The organism is Paracoccus sp. SJTW-4 (genome assembly GCF_047716885.1).
Taxonomy (GTDB): Bacteria; Pseudomonadota; Alphaproteobacteria; order Rhodobacterales; family Rhodobacteraceae; genus Paracoccus; species Paracoccus solventivorans.
This window is the reverse complement of the sequence record NZ_CP136681.1, coordinates 946,329-961,572: the sequence shown is the minus strand read 5'-3', so window position 1 is coordinate 961,572 and position 15,244 is coordinate 946,329. Positions and strand designations below refer to the sequence as shown.

General features: G+C 65.8%; 16 protein-coding genes. 4 read left to right on the top strand and 12 right to left on the bottom strand.

The features are described from left to right. Nucleotides 1-6 precede the first annotated feature (6 nt). Nucleotides 7-1,272 (bottom strand): ATP-dependent Clp protease ATP-binding subunit ClpX, encoded by a 1,266-nt coding sequence (gene clpX, locus RSP45_RS04755; RefSeq protein WP_073062743.1) that lies wholly within the window; start codon nt 1,270-1,272, stop codon nt 7-9. 208 nt (nt 1,273-1,480) lie between these two features. Then, nucleotides 1,481-2,110 (bottom strand): ATP-dependent Clp protease proteolytic subunit, encoded by a 630-nt coding sequence (locus RSP45_RS04750; protein ID WP_303730309.1) that lies wholly within the window; start codon nt 2,108-2,110, stop codon nt 1,481-1,483. 139 nt (nt 2,111-2,249) lie between these two features. Between RSP45_RS04750 and pth the strand changes: the two genes are divergently transcribed. The 4 genes from pth (at nt 2,250) to RSP45_RS04730 (ending at nt 5,866) form a co-directional block, all read left to right on the top strand. Next, complete coding sequence (gene pth, locus RSP45_RS04745; RefSeq protein ID WP_415393410.1) at nt 2,250-2,945, top strand: aminoacyl-tRNA hydrolase; 696 nt, start codon at nt 2,250-2,252, stop codon at nt 2,943-2,945. Between the two features lie 84 nt (nt 2,946-3,029). Further along, the gene (locus tag RSP45_RS04740) at nt 3,030-3,398 is read left to right on the top strand and encodes a DUF2237 family protein (protein WP_415393409.1); all 369 of its coding nucleotides are present in this window, start codon (nt 3,030-3,032) and stop codon (nt 3,396-3,398) included. 61 nt (nt 3,399-3,459) lie between these two features. After that, nucleotides 3,460-4,821: a sulfatase-like hydrolase/transferase gene (locus RSP45_RS04735; RefSeq protein WP_415393408.1), complete on the top strand. Its 1,362-nt coding sequence runs from the start codon at nt 3,460-3,462 to the stop codon at nt 4,819-4,821. Nucleotides 4,822-4,891: 70 nt separating this feature from the next. Then, nucleotides 4,892-5,866 carry a formylglycine-generating enzyme family protein gene (locus RSP45_RS04730; RefSeq protein ID WP_415393407.1) on the top strand — a complete coding sequence of 325 codons (975 nt, stop codon included), beginning with the start codon at nt 4,892-4,894 and terminating at the stop codon, nt 5,864-5,866. Between the two features lie 15 nt (nt 5,867-5,881). Here RSP45_RS04730 and trpB read toward each other — a convergent pair whose 3' ends face one another. The 10 genes from trpB to lipB form a co-directional block, all read right to left on the bottom strand. Next, entirely contained in the window at nt 5,882-7,108 is a 1,227-nt protein-coding gene (gene trpB / locus RSP45_RS04725; RefSeq protein WP_415393406.1) for a tryptophan synthase subunit beta, read from the bottom strand. Between the two features lie 54 nt (nt 7,109-7,162). After that, nucleotides 7,163-7,612 carry a GNAT family N-acetyltransferase gene (locus RSP45_RS04720; RefSeq protein ID WP_415393405.1) on the bottom strand — a complete coding sequence of 150 codons (450 nt, stop codon included), beginning with the start codon at nt 7,610-7,612 and terminating at the stop codon, nt 7,163-7,165. Continuing rightward, nucleotides 7,609-8,259 carry a phosphoribosylanthranilate isomerase gene (locus tag RSP45_RS04715; RefSeq protein ID WP_415393999.1) on the bottom strand — a complete coding sequence of 217 codons (651 nt, stop codon included), beginning with the start codon at nt 8,257-8,259 and terminating at the stop codon, nt 7,609-7,611. Before RSP45_RS04715 ends, RSP45_RS04720 begins: the two co-directional genes overlap by 4 nt. Further along, the gene (locus RSP45_RS04710) at nt 8,256-8,663 is read right to left on the bottom strand and encodes a lipopolysaccharide assembly protein LapA domain-containing protein (RefSeq protein ID WP_415393404.1); all 408 of its coding nucleotides are present in this window, start codon (nt 8,661-8,663) and stop codon (nt 8,256-8,258) included. Before RSP45_RS04710 ends, RSP45_RS04715 begins: the two co-directional genes overlap by 4 nt. A 153-nt stretch (nt 8,664-8,816) precedes the next feature. After that, nucleotides 8,817-9,122, bottom strand: a complete 306-nt coding sequence (gene ihfB / locus RSP45_RS04705; protein WP_073062723.1) for an integration host factor subunit beta — start codon at nt 9,120-9,122, stop codon at nt 8,817-8,819. A gap of 188 nt (nt 9,123-9,310) precedes the next feature. Then, complete coding sequence (rpsA, locus tag RSP45_RS04700; protein WP_415393403.1) at nt 9,311-10,990, bottom strand: 30S ribosomal protein S1; 1,680 nt, start codon at nt 10,988-10,990, stop codon at nt 9,311-9,313. 327 nt (nt 10,991-11,317) lie between these two features. Next, entirely contained in the window at nt 11,318-11,809 is a 492-nt protein-coding gene (locus RSP45_RS04695) for a DUF2244 domain-containing protein (RefSeq protein WP_415393402.1), read from the bottom strand. A 77-nt stretch (nt 11,810-11,886) separates the two neighbouring features. After that, the gene (locus RSP45_RS04690) at nt 11,887-13,563 is read right to left on the bottom strand and encodes a cytochrome c oxidase subunit 1 (protein ID WP_073062711.1); all 1,677 of its coding nucleotides are present in this window, start codon (nt 13,561-13,563) and stop codon (nt 11,887-11,889) included. A gap of 300 nt (nt 13,564-13,863) precedes the next feature. Then, nucleotides 13,864-14,322, bottom strand: coding sequence for a c-type cytochrome (locus RSP45_RS04685; protein WP_415393401.1), 459 nt, complete (start codon nt 14,320-14,322; stop codon nt 13,864-13,866). A 94-nt stretch (nt 14,323-14,416) separates the two neighbouring features. Beyond that, nucleotides 14,417-15,052 (bottom strand): lipoyl(octanoyl) transferase LipB, encoded by a 636-nt coding sequence (gene lipB, locus RSP45_RS04680; protein ID WP_415393998.1) that lies wholly within the window; start codon nt 15,050-15,052, stop codon nt 14,417-14,419. Nucleotides 15,053-15,244: the final 192 nt, after the last annotated feature.

Here is a 15,244-nt window from a genome sequence, read left to right as displayed (position 1 = left end):
CTGGGATCAGCCCGCGGCGGCCGAGTCCTTTTTCGCCTCGGCGTGGATCTGCAGCGGCCGGGCGGCGGGGTTCTCCACCGCTTCCTCGTTCACCACGATCTCGGTGACGCTGTCCAGCCCGGGCAGCTCGAACATGCTGTCCAGCAGGATGTCCTCCATGATCGAGCGCAGCCCGCGGGCGCCGGTCTTGCGCTTGATCGCCCGCCGCGCAATCGCCTTCAGCGCGTCCTCGGTGAAGGTCAGCTTGACATCTTCCAGATCGAACAGCCGCTGATACTGCTTGACCAGCGCGTTCTTGGGCTTGGTCAGGATCGCGATCAGCGCGTCCTCGTCCAGGTCGGTCAGGGTGGCGATCACCGGCAGGCGGCCGACGAATTCGGGGATCAGGCCGAATTTCAGCAGATCCTCGGGCTCGAGGTCCTTGAAGATCTCGCCCACGCCGCGGTCGTCCTGTTCCTTGACCGAGGCGCCAAAGCCGATGGCGCTGCCCTTGTTGCGCTGCGCGATGATCCGGTCCAGCCCGGCAAAGGCGCCGCCGCAGATGAACAGGATGTTGGTCGTGTCCACCTGCAGGAACTCCTGCTGCGGATGCTTGCGCCCGCCCTGCGGCGGCACGCTGGCGACCGTGCCCTCCATGATCTTCAGCAGCGCCTGCTGCACCCCTTCGCCCGAAACGTCGCGGGTGATCGAGGGGTTGTCGGACTTGCGGGTGATCTTGTCGACCTCGTCGATATAGACGATGCCGCGCTGCGCGCGTTCGACGTTGTATTCCGACGCCTGCAGCAGCTTGAGGATGATGTTCTCCACATCCTCGCCGACATAGCCGGCCTCGGTCAGCGTCGTCGCGTCGGCCATGGTGAAGGGCACGTCGAGGATCCGCGCCAGCGTCTGCGCCAGCAGCGTCTTGCCGCAGCCGGTCGGGCCGATCAGCAGGATGTTCGACTTGGCCAGCTCGATGTCGGATTTCGAGCTGTGGTTCAGCCGCTTGTAGTGGTTGTGCACCGCGACCGACAGCACCCGCTTGGCGTGTTCCTGGCCGATCACGTAATCGTCCAGCACCGCCATGATCTCGCGCGGGCTGGGCACGCCGTCGCCGGTCTTGAGCCCGGCGCTCTTGGTTTCCTCGCGGATGATGTCCATGCAGAGTTCGACGCATTCATCGCAGATGAACACGGTCGGGCCCGCGATCAGCTTGCGGACCTCGTGCTGGCTCTTGCCGCAGAAGCTGCAATAGAGCGTGTTCTTGCTGTCGCCGCCGGGCTGGTTTGCCATCGTCGTCATCCTTGCCTTGTCTGGACCGCGCGGAGCCATCCGCCGCGCGGTTCGGCGCGTCCTGTCGGTTCCGCCCATGTTAGGGGGGGCGGCGTCCGGTCACAATCCCGCATTTCCGGGCCCGATTTCGGACCTGCGGTTTTCAGGCCCAGTCCCTCGGCCCCGCATCCCGCGGCCGGGCGATCTTCGCCGCCCTTGCCGCGCCGGCTCAGCTTTCGGGCACGGCCTTGCCGCGCGCCGCGAGGATGTCGTCGATCAGCCCCCAGTCCTTCGCCTCGTCCGGGGACATGAAGCGGTCGCGTTCCAGCGCCGCCTCGACCTCGGCCAGGGTGCGGCCGGTGTGCTGCACATAGATCTCGTTCAGCCGTTGCTTTAGCTTTTCGGTCTCGCGCGCGTGGATCAGGATGTCCGAGGCCGTGCCCTGGAACCCGCCCGAGGGCTGGTGCACCATGATCCGGCTATTGGGCAGCGAAAACCGCGCGCCCTTTTCCCCCGCGGCCAGCAGCAGCGAGCCCATCGAGGCCGCCTGGCCGATCACCAGCGTCGAGATGCGGGGGCGGATATACTGCATCGTGTCGTAGATCGACAGCCCGGCCGTCACCAGCCCGCCGGGGCTGTTGATATACATGCTGATGTCCTTGGACGGGTTTTCCGCCTCGAGAAACAGCAGCTGCGCGCAGACCAGCGTCGCCATCCCGTCATGCACCGGGCCGGACAGGAAGATGATGCGTTCCTTGAGCAGGCGCGAGAAGATGTCATAGGCGCGTTCGCCCCGGCTGGTCTGTTCCACGACCATCGGGACGAGCGTATTCATGTAATATTCTGCCGGATCCTGCATCTGCCCTGCCCGTTGCCTGATTTTCGATTCGCCTGCACTGGCCCTTGATCGGACCCGTCATAGCGGCGAACAGTTGACAGAGTCTTAGTTACGGGCGAGGTCCGCCGCAAGGGATGGGCTGAAAGCGCGGAAAATGCCGATGATCTTGATGGTGGGGCTTGGCAATCCCGGCGCGAAATACGCCGGCAACCGGCATAACGTCGGGTTCATGGCCGTGGACCGGATCGCCGCCGACCACGGGTTCTCGCCGTGGAAGCCGCGGTTCCAGGGGCTGGCGGCCGAGGGGCGGCTGGGCGACAGCCGGGTGACGCTGCTCAAGCCGCAGGGCTACATGAATCTGTCCGGCCAGTCGGTGGGCGAGGCGATGCGCTATCTCAAGCTGACCCCGGCCGAGGTGGTGGTGCTGCATGACGAGCTCGACCTTGCCCCAGGGGTGTGCCGGCTCAAGACCGGGGGCGGGCACGCGGGGCACAACGGGCTGCGCTCGATCCACCAGCATGTCGGCGAGGGCTACCGGCGGCTGCGCATCGGCATCGGCCACCCCGGCCACAAGGACCGGGTGACCGGCCATGTGCTCTCTGACTTCGCCAAGGCCGAGCAACCGATGCTGGAGGATCTGCTGCGCGGCATCTCGGACGGGGCCGCCGCGCTTGCCCGCGGCGACGGCGCCGCCTTTGGCACCGCGCTGGCCGCCCGGATGGCGCCGCCGAAACCCCCGCGCCCGGCCGCGCCCCCGGTTCCGGCCGACCCCGCCAAAGCCACCCCCACCCCCACCGCCCCGGAACCCCGCACGATGACCGACCGGCTCAGATCGCTCGCGGACCGGTTCCGCTAGGCCGGCTTCTCCCTTGTCCAAATATCCTCCGGGGGGGCCGGGGGTGGAAAACCCCCGGTCCGGCCGCAACGAAAGGAACCCCCGATGGAACCCTCGCTCAACGTCCTCGGCCAGCGGCTGCAGCCCTGTTCCACCGACCCGCTGACCGGGTTCTACCGCAACGGTTGCTGCGACACCGGGCCCGAGGACCGCGGCCGCCACACGGTCTGCGTGGTCGTCACCGCCGAGTTCCTGGCGCTGTCGAAATACCTGGGCAACGACCTGTCCACCCCGCGGCCCGAGTTCCGCTTTCCGGGGCTGAAGCCCGGCGACCGCTGGTGCCTCTGCGCCGCGCGCTTCCTGCAGGCGGCCGAGGAGTTCGCCGCCCCCAGGGTGGTGCTGGAGGCCACCCACGCAAGCGCCACCGAGATCGTGCCGCTGGAACTGTTGCGCGCCCATGCGGTAGATGTTTGAAATTACCGGGATAATATTTTCTGATCGGGCGTCCTGCCCAAGTGATTGAAGGGTATCTTTTTTGACCAGAAAAAACATTCTGCTGATCAGTTTCGATGATGCCGTGGCCCCCTGGCCCTACAAGAGCGTATTCAACGAGCCGATGCGGACGCCAAATCTGGATCGGTTCTGCGAGATATCAACGGCATTTCATGCAGCCTACGCTCAGGCGCCCATCTGCGGACCTTCGCGGGCCAGCATGATGACTACGCTGATGCCACATGAAACCGGTATTCTCGACAACGGAGTCTACGCATTCGATCGCATCACGCCGCAGTCGATCTGGACCTTCCTGCTGAACTCGGGGGGGTATTACTGTTCATCTGGCGGCAAGTTGCATCATGGTTATCGGCCGCTGAAGCCGGTGAACCATAATGTCCTGTATTCCGATGGAAGAAAGAAGTTTCCCGACGACATGAGCTTGCCAAAAGAGCTTCGAAAGCGAAGCAAGGCGTTTGGCGGGTTCAAAAAGGGCTGGGGAACGCCGGACGGAATCGACGACGATTTCTATTACGATGCAAAATCTGCAGATTCCGCGGTGAAGTTCCTGGCGGAGTATGACGGCGATCAGCCGTTCTACCGGGAGGTCGGCTTCTTCAGCCCGCATGTGCCATGCGCGACCCCGGCAAGGTTCAAGGAGATGTACGACGCCTCGAATCTTCGGCGGCCGCCGGAGTGGAATGGTTATGCCCCGGAAAGCGATTATATTGCGTCGCTGTTCCCGGAAAATGAGGATTTCCGTTCCGAGAAATATTGGCAGGACAGTATCAGGAACTATTTCTCGGCCTATAGTCACGGCGATTATCACTTTGGCCGCGTCATGGATGCGCTGAAAGCTTCCCGACATGCGCGGGACACCATTGTCATTGTCGTCTCTGACCACGGCTTCCATCTCGGGAACCGCAATCTGTTCAGGAAGACGACACTCTGGGAGCAGTCATTGCGGGTCCCGTTCATCATCTTTGATCCGGAAAATCCCGTTGGTCAGGAGATCCACGACCCGGTGGCGCTGATCGACCTTGGTCCTACCGTGCTCGATTTCGCCGGGATTACGCCAGCAGAACGCCGGCATGGGCGCTCGCTCCGGCCATTCCTCCACGGAGAGCGGGATGCAAGCCGGGTAATTCCGTCCTTCTACAAGCATCATGTTTCCATACGGAAGGGCGATTACCGTATCATCCGATATGAGGACGGGAGCATGCAGCTTTCCAATGTCGAGACGGATTTCTGGCAGTTGAGAGATCTTGGCGCCCAGCACGAAGAGTTCGCGCCAATGTATCAGGCCCTGAAAGAATGTTCGGCGGATTGCGGGTTCGATTTCAAGAACGCGATCAGCGCAGCAGTTGATCCGGCTGCGGGCGACGCTGGCTTGCAATCCATGTGACAGTCGGGGCGCCCCGGTTCGTGCGGTCAGAGGTCACCATGGGTTTCATCGAACATTTCGGAAAACAGCAATGTCGAAGATGAAAGCGCCTTGCGGCTGTTTGCCTGGATCGGGACAGGAGGCCGGAACAGTCAGCGACGACGTCGCGCCATGTGGTGCATCGGATTCCCTGCGCGCGGCGATATCGGCAGAGATGCGCCCGATTCCGGGCGGATTTTTCGAGATGGGCACCCCGCTGTCGCGTTATGAGGTCGATCTTGACAGCCCGCGGCGGCGGATCTGGGTCGATGGCTTTTCCATCAGCGCAACGACCGTGACGAACCGCTTGTTTGCGCGTTTCATCGACGAAAGCGGTTATCGCACGACGGCCCAGCGGGAAGGCTGGTCCTTTGTTTTCGCGAATTTCTTGCCGGATGCCGCCGCCTGGCCGAAACATCCGCCGCTGACTCCGTGGTGGCGGCAGGTTTTCGGGGCGGACTGGGCGCATCCTGAAGGACCGGGCAGCGATATCGCCCAGCGGATGGACCATCCCGTGGTCCATGTCTCATGGCACGACGCCGCCGCCTTTGCCCGTTTTACCGGCACGAGGCTGCCTTCGGAAGCACAGTGGGAATATGCGGCCCGCGGGGGACTGAAGCGCATGAAATTTCCATGGGGCAATGCGCCATCGTCGGGCAGTGTTCACCGCCACAATGTCTGGCAGGGACAATTCCCGAATGAAAACAGCGCAGACGACGGATATAGCGGTACAGCGCCGGCCCGCAGCTTTCCGCCCAATGCTTTCGGCCTTTTCAACATGACCGGAAACATATGGGAATGGGTCGCGGACTGGTTCGGTCCGCTGCCGGCGGCGGAAATGCCGCCGTTACGCAACCCCGAGGGACCGCGATCCGGCGCGGCCAAAGTCATGCGCGGGGGATCGCATCTGTGCCATGACTCATACTGCGCCCGGTATTTCGTGCATTCCCGCACCCGCAACACACCGGACAGCACCACGGGCCACATCGGCTTTCGCCTTGCAAGTGGCCCGCTTGCCGCGCGGTAGCGGACCGCGCCGGGGTTAACCCTCGATCTCCACGCCCAGGTGGCGGGCGACGGTGAAGATGTCCTTGTCGCCGCGGCCGCTGAGGTTCATCACGATCAGGTGGTCCTTGGGCAGCGTGGGCGCGATCTTCATCACATGCGCCAGCGCGTGGCAGGGCTCGAGCGCGGGGATGATGCCTTCGGTCTCGCAGCACAGGGTAAAGGCGGCCAGCGCCTCGGTGTCGGTGACGCTGACATATTCGGCGCGACCGATGTCGTGCAGCCAGGCGTGCTCGGGGCCGATGCCGGGATAATCCAGCCCGGCGCTGATCGAATGGCCTTCCAAGATCTGGCCCTCGGCGTCCTGCAGCAGATAGGTGCGGTTGCCGTGCAGCACGCCGGGGCGGCCGCCCGACAGGCTGGCGCAATGCTGCATGGTCTCGTCCACGCCCTTGCCGCCGGCCTCGACCCCGATAATCCGCACCGAGCGGTCGTCGAGGAACGGGTGGAACAGCCCCATTGCGTTGGACCCGCCGCCGATCGCCGCGACCAGAGTGTCGGGCAGGCGGCCCTCGGCCTCCATCAGCTGGGCCTTGGTCTCGCGCCCGATGATGGTCTGGAAATCGCGCACCATCGCCGGATAGGGGTGCGGGCCGGCCACGGTGCCGATGCAATAGAAGGTGTCGCGCACATTGGTCACCCAGTCGCGCAGCGCGTCGTTCATTGCGTCCTTCAGCGTGCCGCGGCCCGACTGCACCGGCACCACCTCGGCGCCCAGAAGCTTCATGCGGAACACGTTGGGCTGCTGGCGGCGCACGTCCTCGGCGCCCATGTAGACCACGCATTTCAGCCCGAAACGCGCGCAGACGGTGGCGGTCGCCACCCCGTGCTGGCCGGCGCCGGTTTCCGCGATGATCCGGGTCTTGCCCATGCGCCGCGCCAGCAGGATCTGGCCCAGCACGTTGTTGATCTTGTGGCTGCCGGTGTGGTTCAGCTCTTCGCGCTTGAGATAGATGCGCGCGCCGCCCAGATGCGCGGTCAGGCGCTCGGCGAAATACAGCGGCGAGGGGCGGCCGACATAATTTTTCCACAGATCGTCCATCTCGGCCCGGAAGGCGGGGTCGGTCTTGGCGCGCTCATATTCCGCCTGCAGATCGAGGATCAGCGGCATCAGGGTCTCGCTGACGAAACGGCCGCCGAAAATGCCGAAACGGCCGCGGTCGTCCGGTCCGGTCGTGTAGCTGTTGATCAGATCTTCGGCCATCGTGCTCTCCCGCGCGGCTGACTGGGGGCCTGCCTTGCCCGTCGAAGGAGCCCGTCAGAGAGGTTTCTTAAATCCGATGTGCGATGGGGTAAACCCGGCCCCCTGATAGAAGCGCAGCGCGTCGCTGCGGCTGGCGTTGCTGGTCAGCTGCAGCAGCCCGCAACCGGCGGCGCGGGCACGCGATTCGGCGTCGGCGATCAGCCGCGCGCCCAGGCCCTGGCCGCGCAGGCTGGCGGCGATGCGCACCGCCTCGATCTCGGCGCGGCGGGTGGCGGACAGCGACAGGCCGGACATGACGATCAGCTGATAGCAGGCGACGACGCGGCCGCCGGCATCCTCGGCCACGATCAGCTGGTTGCCGGTTTCGCCCTGCATGGCCTCGAAGGCGGCAAGATAGCGGTCGAGCCCGGCGGTCTCGCGCCCCGCACCCAGGATGTCGTCGGAAAGCAGCGCCACCACTTCGGGCACGTCCTCGCGGGTGGCAGGGCGGAAACGGATGCTCATGACCCGGCCTTGGCCCCGGCGGCGGCGACAAAGCGGCGGATGCGCTCCGCGTCCTTGATGCCCGGCGCGGATTCGACGCCCGAGGACACGTCGACCATCGGCGCGCCGGTCAGCCGCACCGCCTCGGCCACATTGTCGGGGGTCAGCCCGCCCGCCAGCATCCACGGCCGGAGCAGCCGCCGCCCGGCCAGCAGCCGCCAGTCAAAGGCCAGCCCGTTGCCCCCCGGCAGCGCCGCCCCGGGGGCGGGCTTGGCATCGACCAGCAGCAGGTCGGCGACCAGCCCGTAATCCCACAGCGCATCCAGATCCTGGGGGGCGGCGATGCCCACCGCCTTCATCACCGGCAGGCGGGTGCGGGTGCGGATCTCGGCCACGCGGGCAGGGGATTCGCTGCCGTGCAGCTGGATGATGTCCAGCGCCACCTGCGCCAGCACCGCATCCAGCGCCGCGTCGTCGGGGTCCACGAACAGCCCGACGCGGGCCAGCAGGTCGGGGGCATTCCCCGCCAGCGCGGCGGCCGATTCGATCGAGAGATGCCGCGGCGATTTCGGAAAGAACACGAATCCCGCATAGCGCGCCCCGGCCTGCGCCGCGGCCTCGAGATCCTCGGGGCGGGTCAGGCCGCAGATCTTGACCTGGGCCATCAGCTCTTGGCGGGCAGCGCCGCCGTACCCGCTGCCGGAGTCGTACCGGTCGCCGGCGGCTTGGGCGCGTCGAGAATCGCCAGCACCTCGTCGCGGGGGGCGTGGTGGGTCTTGCGCAGGCTGCCGACCTCGCGCTCCAGCACCTGCAGCTCATGCGCGCGCTGGGCGGATTGCCGGCGCAGCGACGATTCGCGCAGCCATTCCCAGACCACCCCCAGCAGCATCCCGGCCAGGATCGCCAGCAGGATGATCAGGAACAGCGGCATCCGCGCGCTCCACTCGCCGGGGACCCATTGGTCCAGCCCGGCCGGAATCAGGCTGACCTCGACGAACTGCCGGTTGGCCAGCGCGACCACGATCAGAACCGCCGCCAGCACCACGACGAACAGCAAGCGCAGATAACGCATCGGCAAGACCTTTCGCTGCCCGATCCTTACGCGCCCGATCCCGCCGGGCGTCGGTTTCGGGTGTCGGGCGCAAGTTTCCTAGAACCGGCGGCGGGACGCAACCACCCTGAACCACACTTGGCCCCGCCGGGACAACAGGGCGCAGGGCGGGGGTCAGTCGGCGTCGGTGCCGTCCGCGTCCAGCCCGTTCAGCCGGTCACGCAGCAGCTTGCCGGTCTTGAAGAAGGGGACGTGTTTTTCCTCGACCTGCACGGTCTCGCCGGTGCGCGGGTTGCGGCCCAGCCGGGCCTGCCGCTGCTTGACCGAAAACGCGCCGAAGCCGCGCAGCTCGACCCGCTCGCCCCGCGCCATGGCGCCGATGATCTCTTCGAACACGGTCGTCACGATCCGTTCCACGTCGCGCTGGAAAAGATGGGGATTTTCTTCGGCGATTTTCTGAATCAGTTCTGACCGGATCATGGGGCGTCCCGTTTTGTCTGTAGCACTGTCCGCGCGAGGAGATTCCAGGGAAGGAAACGCAACAGGACTGAAAAGGTTGCAGGTTTTCAGGGATATTACCATCCCCTTGCCATGAAAAAAGACCGCCCCCCGAACTGGGGGGCGGCCCGATGGCGCCGGCGCGGGGATTTTCCCGCGCCAGACCGGGATCAGCTGCGGCTCTTGAGCGCGGCGCCCAGGATGTCGCCCAGCGACGCGCCCGAATCGGACGAGCCGTACTGGTCGATGGCTTCCTTTTCCTCGGCGATCTCGCGGGCCTTGATCGACAGGCCCAGGCGGCGGGTGCGGGTGTCCACGTTGGTGACGCGGGCATCGACCGAATCGCCGACCTGGAAACGCTCGGGGCGCTGGTCCTGGCGGTCGCGGGCCAGATCCGAACGGCGGATGAAGGACTTCACGCCGTTGAACTCGACCTCGATGCCGCCGTCCTCGATCGCGGTGACAGTGGCGGTGACCACGTCACCCCGCTTCACGCCATCGACGGCCTCGGACATGCTGTCGTTTTCCAGGGCCTTGATCGACAGGCTGATGCGTTCCTTGTCGACGTCGACTTCCTGAACCACGGCCTGGACGACATCGCCCTTGCGGTAGTTCTGGATCGCATCCTCGCCGCGCTGGTCCCAGGACAGGTCGGACAGGTGCACCATGCCGTCGATGTCGCCTTCCAGACCCACGAACAGACCGAACTCGGTGATGTTCTTGACCTCGCCCTCGATGGGCGTGCCGGCGGGATGGGTTTCGGCGAACACTTCCCACGGGTTGCGCATGGTCTGTTTCAGACCCAGCGACACGCGGCGCTTCTGCTCGTCGATCTCCAGCACCATCACGTCGACCTCTTGCGAGGTGGACACGATCTTGCCGGGGTGGACGTTCTTCTTGGTCCAGCTCATTTCCGAGACGTGGACCAGACCCTCGACACCGGCTTCCAGTTCCACGAAAGCGCCGTAGTCGGTGATGTTGGTCACGCGGCCCTTGTGGACCGAGCCGATCGGGAACTTGTCCGACACGGTATCCCACGGATCCGACTGCAGCTGCTTCATGCCCAGGCTGATGCGGTGGGTGTCCTTGTTGATCTTGACGACCTGGACCTTGACGGTCTCGCCGATCGACAGGATCTCGGACGGGTGGTTGACGCGGCGCCAGGCCATGTCGGTGACGTGCAGCAGCCCGTCAACACCACCCAGATCGACGAAGGCGCCGTATTCGGTGATGTTCTTGACCACGCCGTCGACCACCTGACCTTCGTGCAGGTTGGCGATGACCTCGGCGCGCTGTTCGGCGCGGCTCTCTTCCAGGATGGCGCGGCGCGACACCACGATATTGCCCCGGCGGCGGTCCATCTTGAGGATCTGGAACGGCTGCTTGAGCCCCATCAGCGGGCCGGCGTCGCGCACGGGGCGCACGTCAACCTGCGAACCGGGCAGGAAGGCCACGGCGCCGCCCAGATCGACGGTGAAGCCGCCCTTGACGCGACCGAAGATGGCGCCTTCGACGCGCTCTTCCTTGGCGTAGGCCTGCTCCAGACGGTCCCAGGCCTCTTCGCGGCGGGCTTTCTCGCGCGAGATGCTGGCCTCGCCGCGGGCGTTCTCCACCCGGTCCAGATAGACCTCGACCTCGTCGCCGACGCTGAGTTTCGCGTCTTCGCCGGGGGCTGCGAATTCTTTCAGATCGACGCGGCCTTCCATCTTGTAGCCGACGTCGATGATGGCCTGCCCCGCCTCGATGGCGATGACGCGGCCCTTGACGACCGAGCCCTCTTCGGGCGTGTCGATTTCGAAGCTTTCGTTCAGGAGGGCTTCGAATTCCTCCATGGATGCGGTTTTCGCCATGCGGCAGTCGTTTCCTTTGAAGCTGTTACGGGCCGGGCGGTTGGCTCCGCCGGTCTATGGTTTGCGTCCCCCGCGGCAACGACAAAGGGTCGCGGCATGACGCCCGACCCGTGTACTGCCGGCCTGTTGTGGCCATGTCGCCCGAAAAGACTGTCGCGCCTATAGCGCGGAACGGGGTTCGGCGCAAGGCTGCGGGGCGGGGCGGGGCCGGACCGGGGCGCTGTCCCGGCCGCTGCCGCGGCCTTCCTCGCTGAAAACGGTCCACCGGACCGTTTTCCGGGCGCTCGGAAGCCCGGGATATTTCGGGCAAGATGAAAGCGCGGAGGGTCAGCGGGGGGTGAGCCCGCCCAGGGCGGCGGCGAGTTCGTCGCGCAGCTGGCGGCGTTCCTCGGGCGAGAGCAGGGCGCCGAGCTCGATTTCGCGCTGGCCGTCGGTCAGGGTCAGGTAGTCCTCGACCGGGCCGTCGCGGCGCAGGGTCAGCCGCACCCAATAGGGGTTGGCCTGCCACTGTCGCGGGGGGCGGCCGGGGTCGTGGCGGCTCACCAGCAGGGTGTCGGGGGTCAGGGTCAGCTCCTCGAAGCTGCCGCCGCCGCGCCAGTGGCGCTGCATCGCCCACCAGAGCCCGGCCAGCGCCGCCAGCGCAAACGGCAGCAGCCCCCACATCACCGCCGAGCCGGTCAGCGCCACCAGCGGCAGCACCAGCAGCAGCGCGGTGGCGCCGATGAACCAGACGAAACCATGGACGGTCAGCGAGCGGTGGCGCCAGATCAGCAGCCGGCGGGCGCCGTCCGGGGCATCAGGCTGCCAGGCATAGGGCATCGAAGGGGCAGGGTCCGTAAGGGGCACGAAAAACGGCCCCGGATCGCTCCGGGGCCGCGGGACTTGCCGGGGCGGGATCAGTGGGCGCGCGCCCGGTCCCAGTCCTCGGGCCTGGGCAGCTGCTCGAACGTATGCTCGGGCGGCGGCGAGGGCAGGCTCCATTCCAGCGTGTCGGCGTATTCGTTCCAGTAGTTGTTCTCGGTCACGCGCTTGCCGGCGAACAGCGTGTAGAACACGATGCCGATGAACAGCAGGAACGAGGCGAACGACAGATAGGCGCCCAGCGACGAGATGTTGTTCCAGTAGGCGAAGGCCTCGGGATAGTCGATGTAGCGGCGCGGCATCCCTTGCTGGCCCAGGAAGTGCTGCGGGAAGAAGATGAGGTTCGAGCCGATGAACATCATCCAGAAATGCAGCTTGCCGGCCCATTCGGGATACTGGCGCCCGCTCATCTTGCCGATCCAGAAATACGACCCGGCGAAGATGGCGAAGACGGCGCCCAGCGACATCACATAGTGGAAATGCGCCACGATGTAGTAGGTGTCGTGATACACCCGGTCCAGCGGCGCCTGGCTGATCACCACGCCGGTCACGCCGCCGACGGTGAACAGGAACAGGAAGCCGAAGGCCCAGAGCATCGGCGTCTTGAACTCGATCGAGCCGCCCCACATCGTCGCGATCCACGAGAACACCTTGATGCCGGTCGGCACCGCGATGGTCATGGTGGCCAGCATGAAATAGGCCTGCTGGGTCAACGACATGCCGGCGGTGTACATGTGGTGCGCCCAGACCACGAAGCCCAGGATCGCGATCGCCGCCATCGCCAGCACCATCGGCAGATAGCCGAAGATCGGCTTGCGCGCGAAGGTGGCGATGACGTGGCTGATGATCCCGAAGCCGGGCAGGATGATCATGTAGACCTCGGGGTGGCCGAAGAACCACAGGATATGCTGGTACAGCACCGGGTCGCCGCCGCCGGCGGGGTTGAAGAAGTTGGTGCCGAAGTTGCGGTCCATCAGCAGCATGGTGATGCCGCCCGCCAGCACCGGCAGCGACAGCAGGATCATCCAGGCGGTGATGAACACCGACCAGGCGAACAGCGGCACCTTGAACAGGGTCATCCCCGGCGCGCGCATGTTCAGGAAGGTGGTGATGATGTTGATCGCCCCCAGGATCGACGAGGCGCCCGAGACGTGCACCGCAAAGATCGCCAGGTCCATCGAATAGCCGGCCTCGGTCGTCGACAGCGGCGGGTAGAGCACCCAGCCCACGCCCGAGCCCATCTGGTCATTGCCACCCGGCGCGATCAGCGACGCCAGCCCCAGCGCCACGCCGCAGACATACATCCAGTAGGACAGGTTGTTCAGCCGCGGGAACGCCATGTCCGGCGCGCCGATGTGCAGCGGCAGGAAATAGTTGCCGAAACCGCCGAACAGCGCCGGGATCACGACGAAGAACATCATCAGGATGCCGTGATAGGTGATCATCACGTTCCACAGATGCCCGTTGGGGGTGCATTCGGCGCTGGCATCGGCGATGAAGCGCGCGCCCTCAAGGCACATGTACTGCACGCCGGGGTGCTGCAGCTCCATCCGCATGTAGACGGTGAAGCAGACCGAGATCAGCCCCACTATCCCGGCGGTGAACAGGTAAAGGACCCCGATATCCTTGTGGTTGGTGGACATGAACCAGCGGGTGAAGAACCCGCGGGTATCATGCTGCGCACCATGGCCGGGAACGGCGGCGTCTGCCATGCGAATGCTCTCCTCAGAATCTTGCCGGACCGGCGGGGCCGGTGGGACTCAGCCGAAACTCTAGAGCAGGATTCCGGCTGGGGCAATGTGTCGCGCCGCCCCGAGTGCGACAAAAAAGCCCAAAGGATGAGGCAGGTGGGGCTGGGCAGCGGCAGGGCCGCGAAAACCGGGCAGGAGAGGGGCGCGGGAAGGGAAGGGGGAAGGAAGATGCCCCCGGCCGGTGTCGCCGTCGGGGGCAGGCAGAGGCGGACCCGCCGGGTCCGCCCGTGTGGCCGCCGGGGAACGGCGGCCGGTGCGGGATCAGCCCTCGTCGCCGCCGGCAGCGGCCTCGCCCGCCTCGGGCGAATGCGCGGCCAGGAACGCGGCCACGTCGGCCTGGTTCTTGTTCAGCTTGAAGGTCATCTTGGTCTTGGCCTTGTCGTCGCCGGTGTGGGCTTTCAGATAGGCGCCCGGATCGGTCATGTATTCGATCAGCGACGCTTCGTCCCAGACCATGTCGGGGTTCTTCTCGGCCAGTTCGAGAATGCCCTCACCGTATTTGAAGCCCTCTTCCGCAGCCGGCTTGGAACCGACGATGCCGTACAGGTTCGGGCCGGTCTTGCCGCCCTTGACGATGTCGGTGCCGTCCGGCGCCTGCACCATGTGGCAGGCCTTGCACTTGTTGAATTCCTTCTGACCCTTTTCGGCATCGCCGTCCTGGGCAACGGCCGGCACTGCCAGAGCAAGCGTGGCGAGCGTGGCATAAAGGCTGATTCTCATTCGTCTTCCGTCCTTCCTCAGCGGTTCCATCCCTGCGAGGGACACCCCTCGCGCCGGGCATATCATTCCAGTCCCCCGCACGACACTACAAAAGTCATACGGATTCGGTTCCCGGTCCCATTGCACGAACAAATCCGTTCAGCAACGCGTGATCCAGGTCGGCCATGGTCACCGGCAGGCCCAGATCGACCAGGCTGGTGACCCCGTGGCCGCTGATTCCGCAGGGCACGATGCCGGCGTAATGCGACAGGTCGGGCTCAACGTTGATCGCCAGCCCGTGGAAGCTGATCCAGCGGCGCAGCTTGATGCCGATGGCCGCGATCTTGTCCTCGCGCGCGGTGCCGTCGGGCAGGGGGGGCTTGTCGGGGCGGGCGATCCAGACGCCCACCCGGCCCTCGCGGATCTCGCCGCGCAGGCCGAACTCGGCCAGGGTTGCGATCACCCAGCCCTCGAGCGCCCGGACGAAATGACGCACGTCGCGACCGCGGCGGTTGAGGTCGAGCATGACATAGACCACCCGCTGCCCCGGCCCGTGATAGGTATACTGGCCGCCGCGCCCGGTCTGGTGGACCGGAAACCGATGCGGGTCGGTCAGGTCCCCTGGGCGGGCCGAGGTGCCGGCGGTGTAAAGCGGCGGATGCTCGACCAGCCAGATCGTCTCGGGCGCGGTGCCGGCCGCGATCCCGGCGACGCGGCTCTCCATCCAGGCGACGGCCTGCGGATGCGGCATCAGGCCGGGGGTCAGCAGCCATTGCGGCGCGGGGGCGGCGCCGGGGGTGGCAAGCGGCAGCGTGTCGGGCGTGGGCAGGGTCATCGGGACGAGAGATAGCGGCCGGGCGGGAATCCGCAAGGCTTGTGGCCTTGGCCGCGCCGGAGCGGGGACCAGCCGCCGCGCCCTCCGGGATATTTTTCACAAGGAAGA

What these genes read in the sequence shown, in the direction of transcription:
- rpsA (WP_415393403.1), bottom strand. Translation starts at nt 10,990, where the DNA reads ATGGCGAAAACCGCATCCATGGAGGAATTCGAAGCCCTCCTGAACGAA.
- RSP45_RS04740 (WP_415393409.1), top strand. Translation starts at nt 3,030, where the DNA reads ATGGAACCCTCGCTCAACGTCCTCGGCCAGCGGCTGCAGCCCTGTTCC.
- RSP45_RS04730 (WP_415393407.1), top strand. Translation starts at nt 4,892, where the DNA reads ATGTCGAAGATGAAAGCGCCTTGCGGCTGTTTGCCTGGATCGGGACAG.
- RSP45_RS04690 (WP_073062711.1), bottom strand. Translation starts at nt 13,563, where the DNA reads ATGGCAGACGCCGCCGTTCCCGGCCATGGTGCGCAGCATGATACCCGC.
- RSP45_RS04750 (WP_303730309.1), bottom strand. Translation starts at nt 2,110, where the DNA reads ATGCAGGATCCGGCAGAATATTACATGAATACGCTCGTCCCGATGGTC.
- ihfB (WP_073062723.1), bottom strand. Translation starts at nt 9,122, where the DNA reads ATGATCCGGTCAGAACTGATTCAGAAAATCGCCGAAGAAAATCCCCAT.
- trpB (WP_415393406.1), bottom strand. Translation starts at nt 7,108, where the DNA reads ATGGCCGAAGATCTGATCAACAGCTACACGACCGGACCGGACGACCGC.
- lipB (WP_415393998.1), bottom strand. Translation starts at nt 15,052, where the DNA reads ATGCCGCATCCGCAGGCCGTCGCCTGGATGGAGAGCCGCGTCGCCGGG.
- RSP45_RS04710 (WP_415393404.1), bottom strand. Translation starts at nt 8,663, where the DNA reads ATGCGTTATCTGCGCTTGCTGTTCGTCGTGGTGCTGGCGGCGGTTCTG.
- RSP45_RS04685 (WP_415393401.1), bottom strand. Translation starts at nt 14,322, where the DNA reads ATGAGAATCAGCCTTTATGCCACGCTCGCCACGCTTGCTCTGGCAGTG.
- clpX (WP_073062743.1), bottom strand. Translation starts at nt 1,272, where the DNA reads ATGGCAAACCAGCCCGGCGGCGACAGCAAGAACACGCTCTATTGCAGC.
- RSP45_RS04695 (WP_415393402.1), bottom strand. Translation starts at nt 11,809, where the DNA reads ATGCCCTATGCCTGGCAGCCTGATGCCCCGGACGGCGCCCGCCGGCTG.
- RSP45_RS04720 (WP_415393405.1), bottom strand. Translation starts at nt 7,612, where the DNA reads ATGAGCATCCGTTTCCGCCCTGCCACCCGCGAGGACGTGCCCGAAGTG.
- pth (WP_415393410.1), top strand. Translation starts at nt 2,250, where the DNA reads ATGATCTTGATGGTGGGGCTTGGCAATCCCGGCGCGAAATACGCCGGC.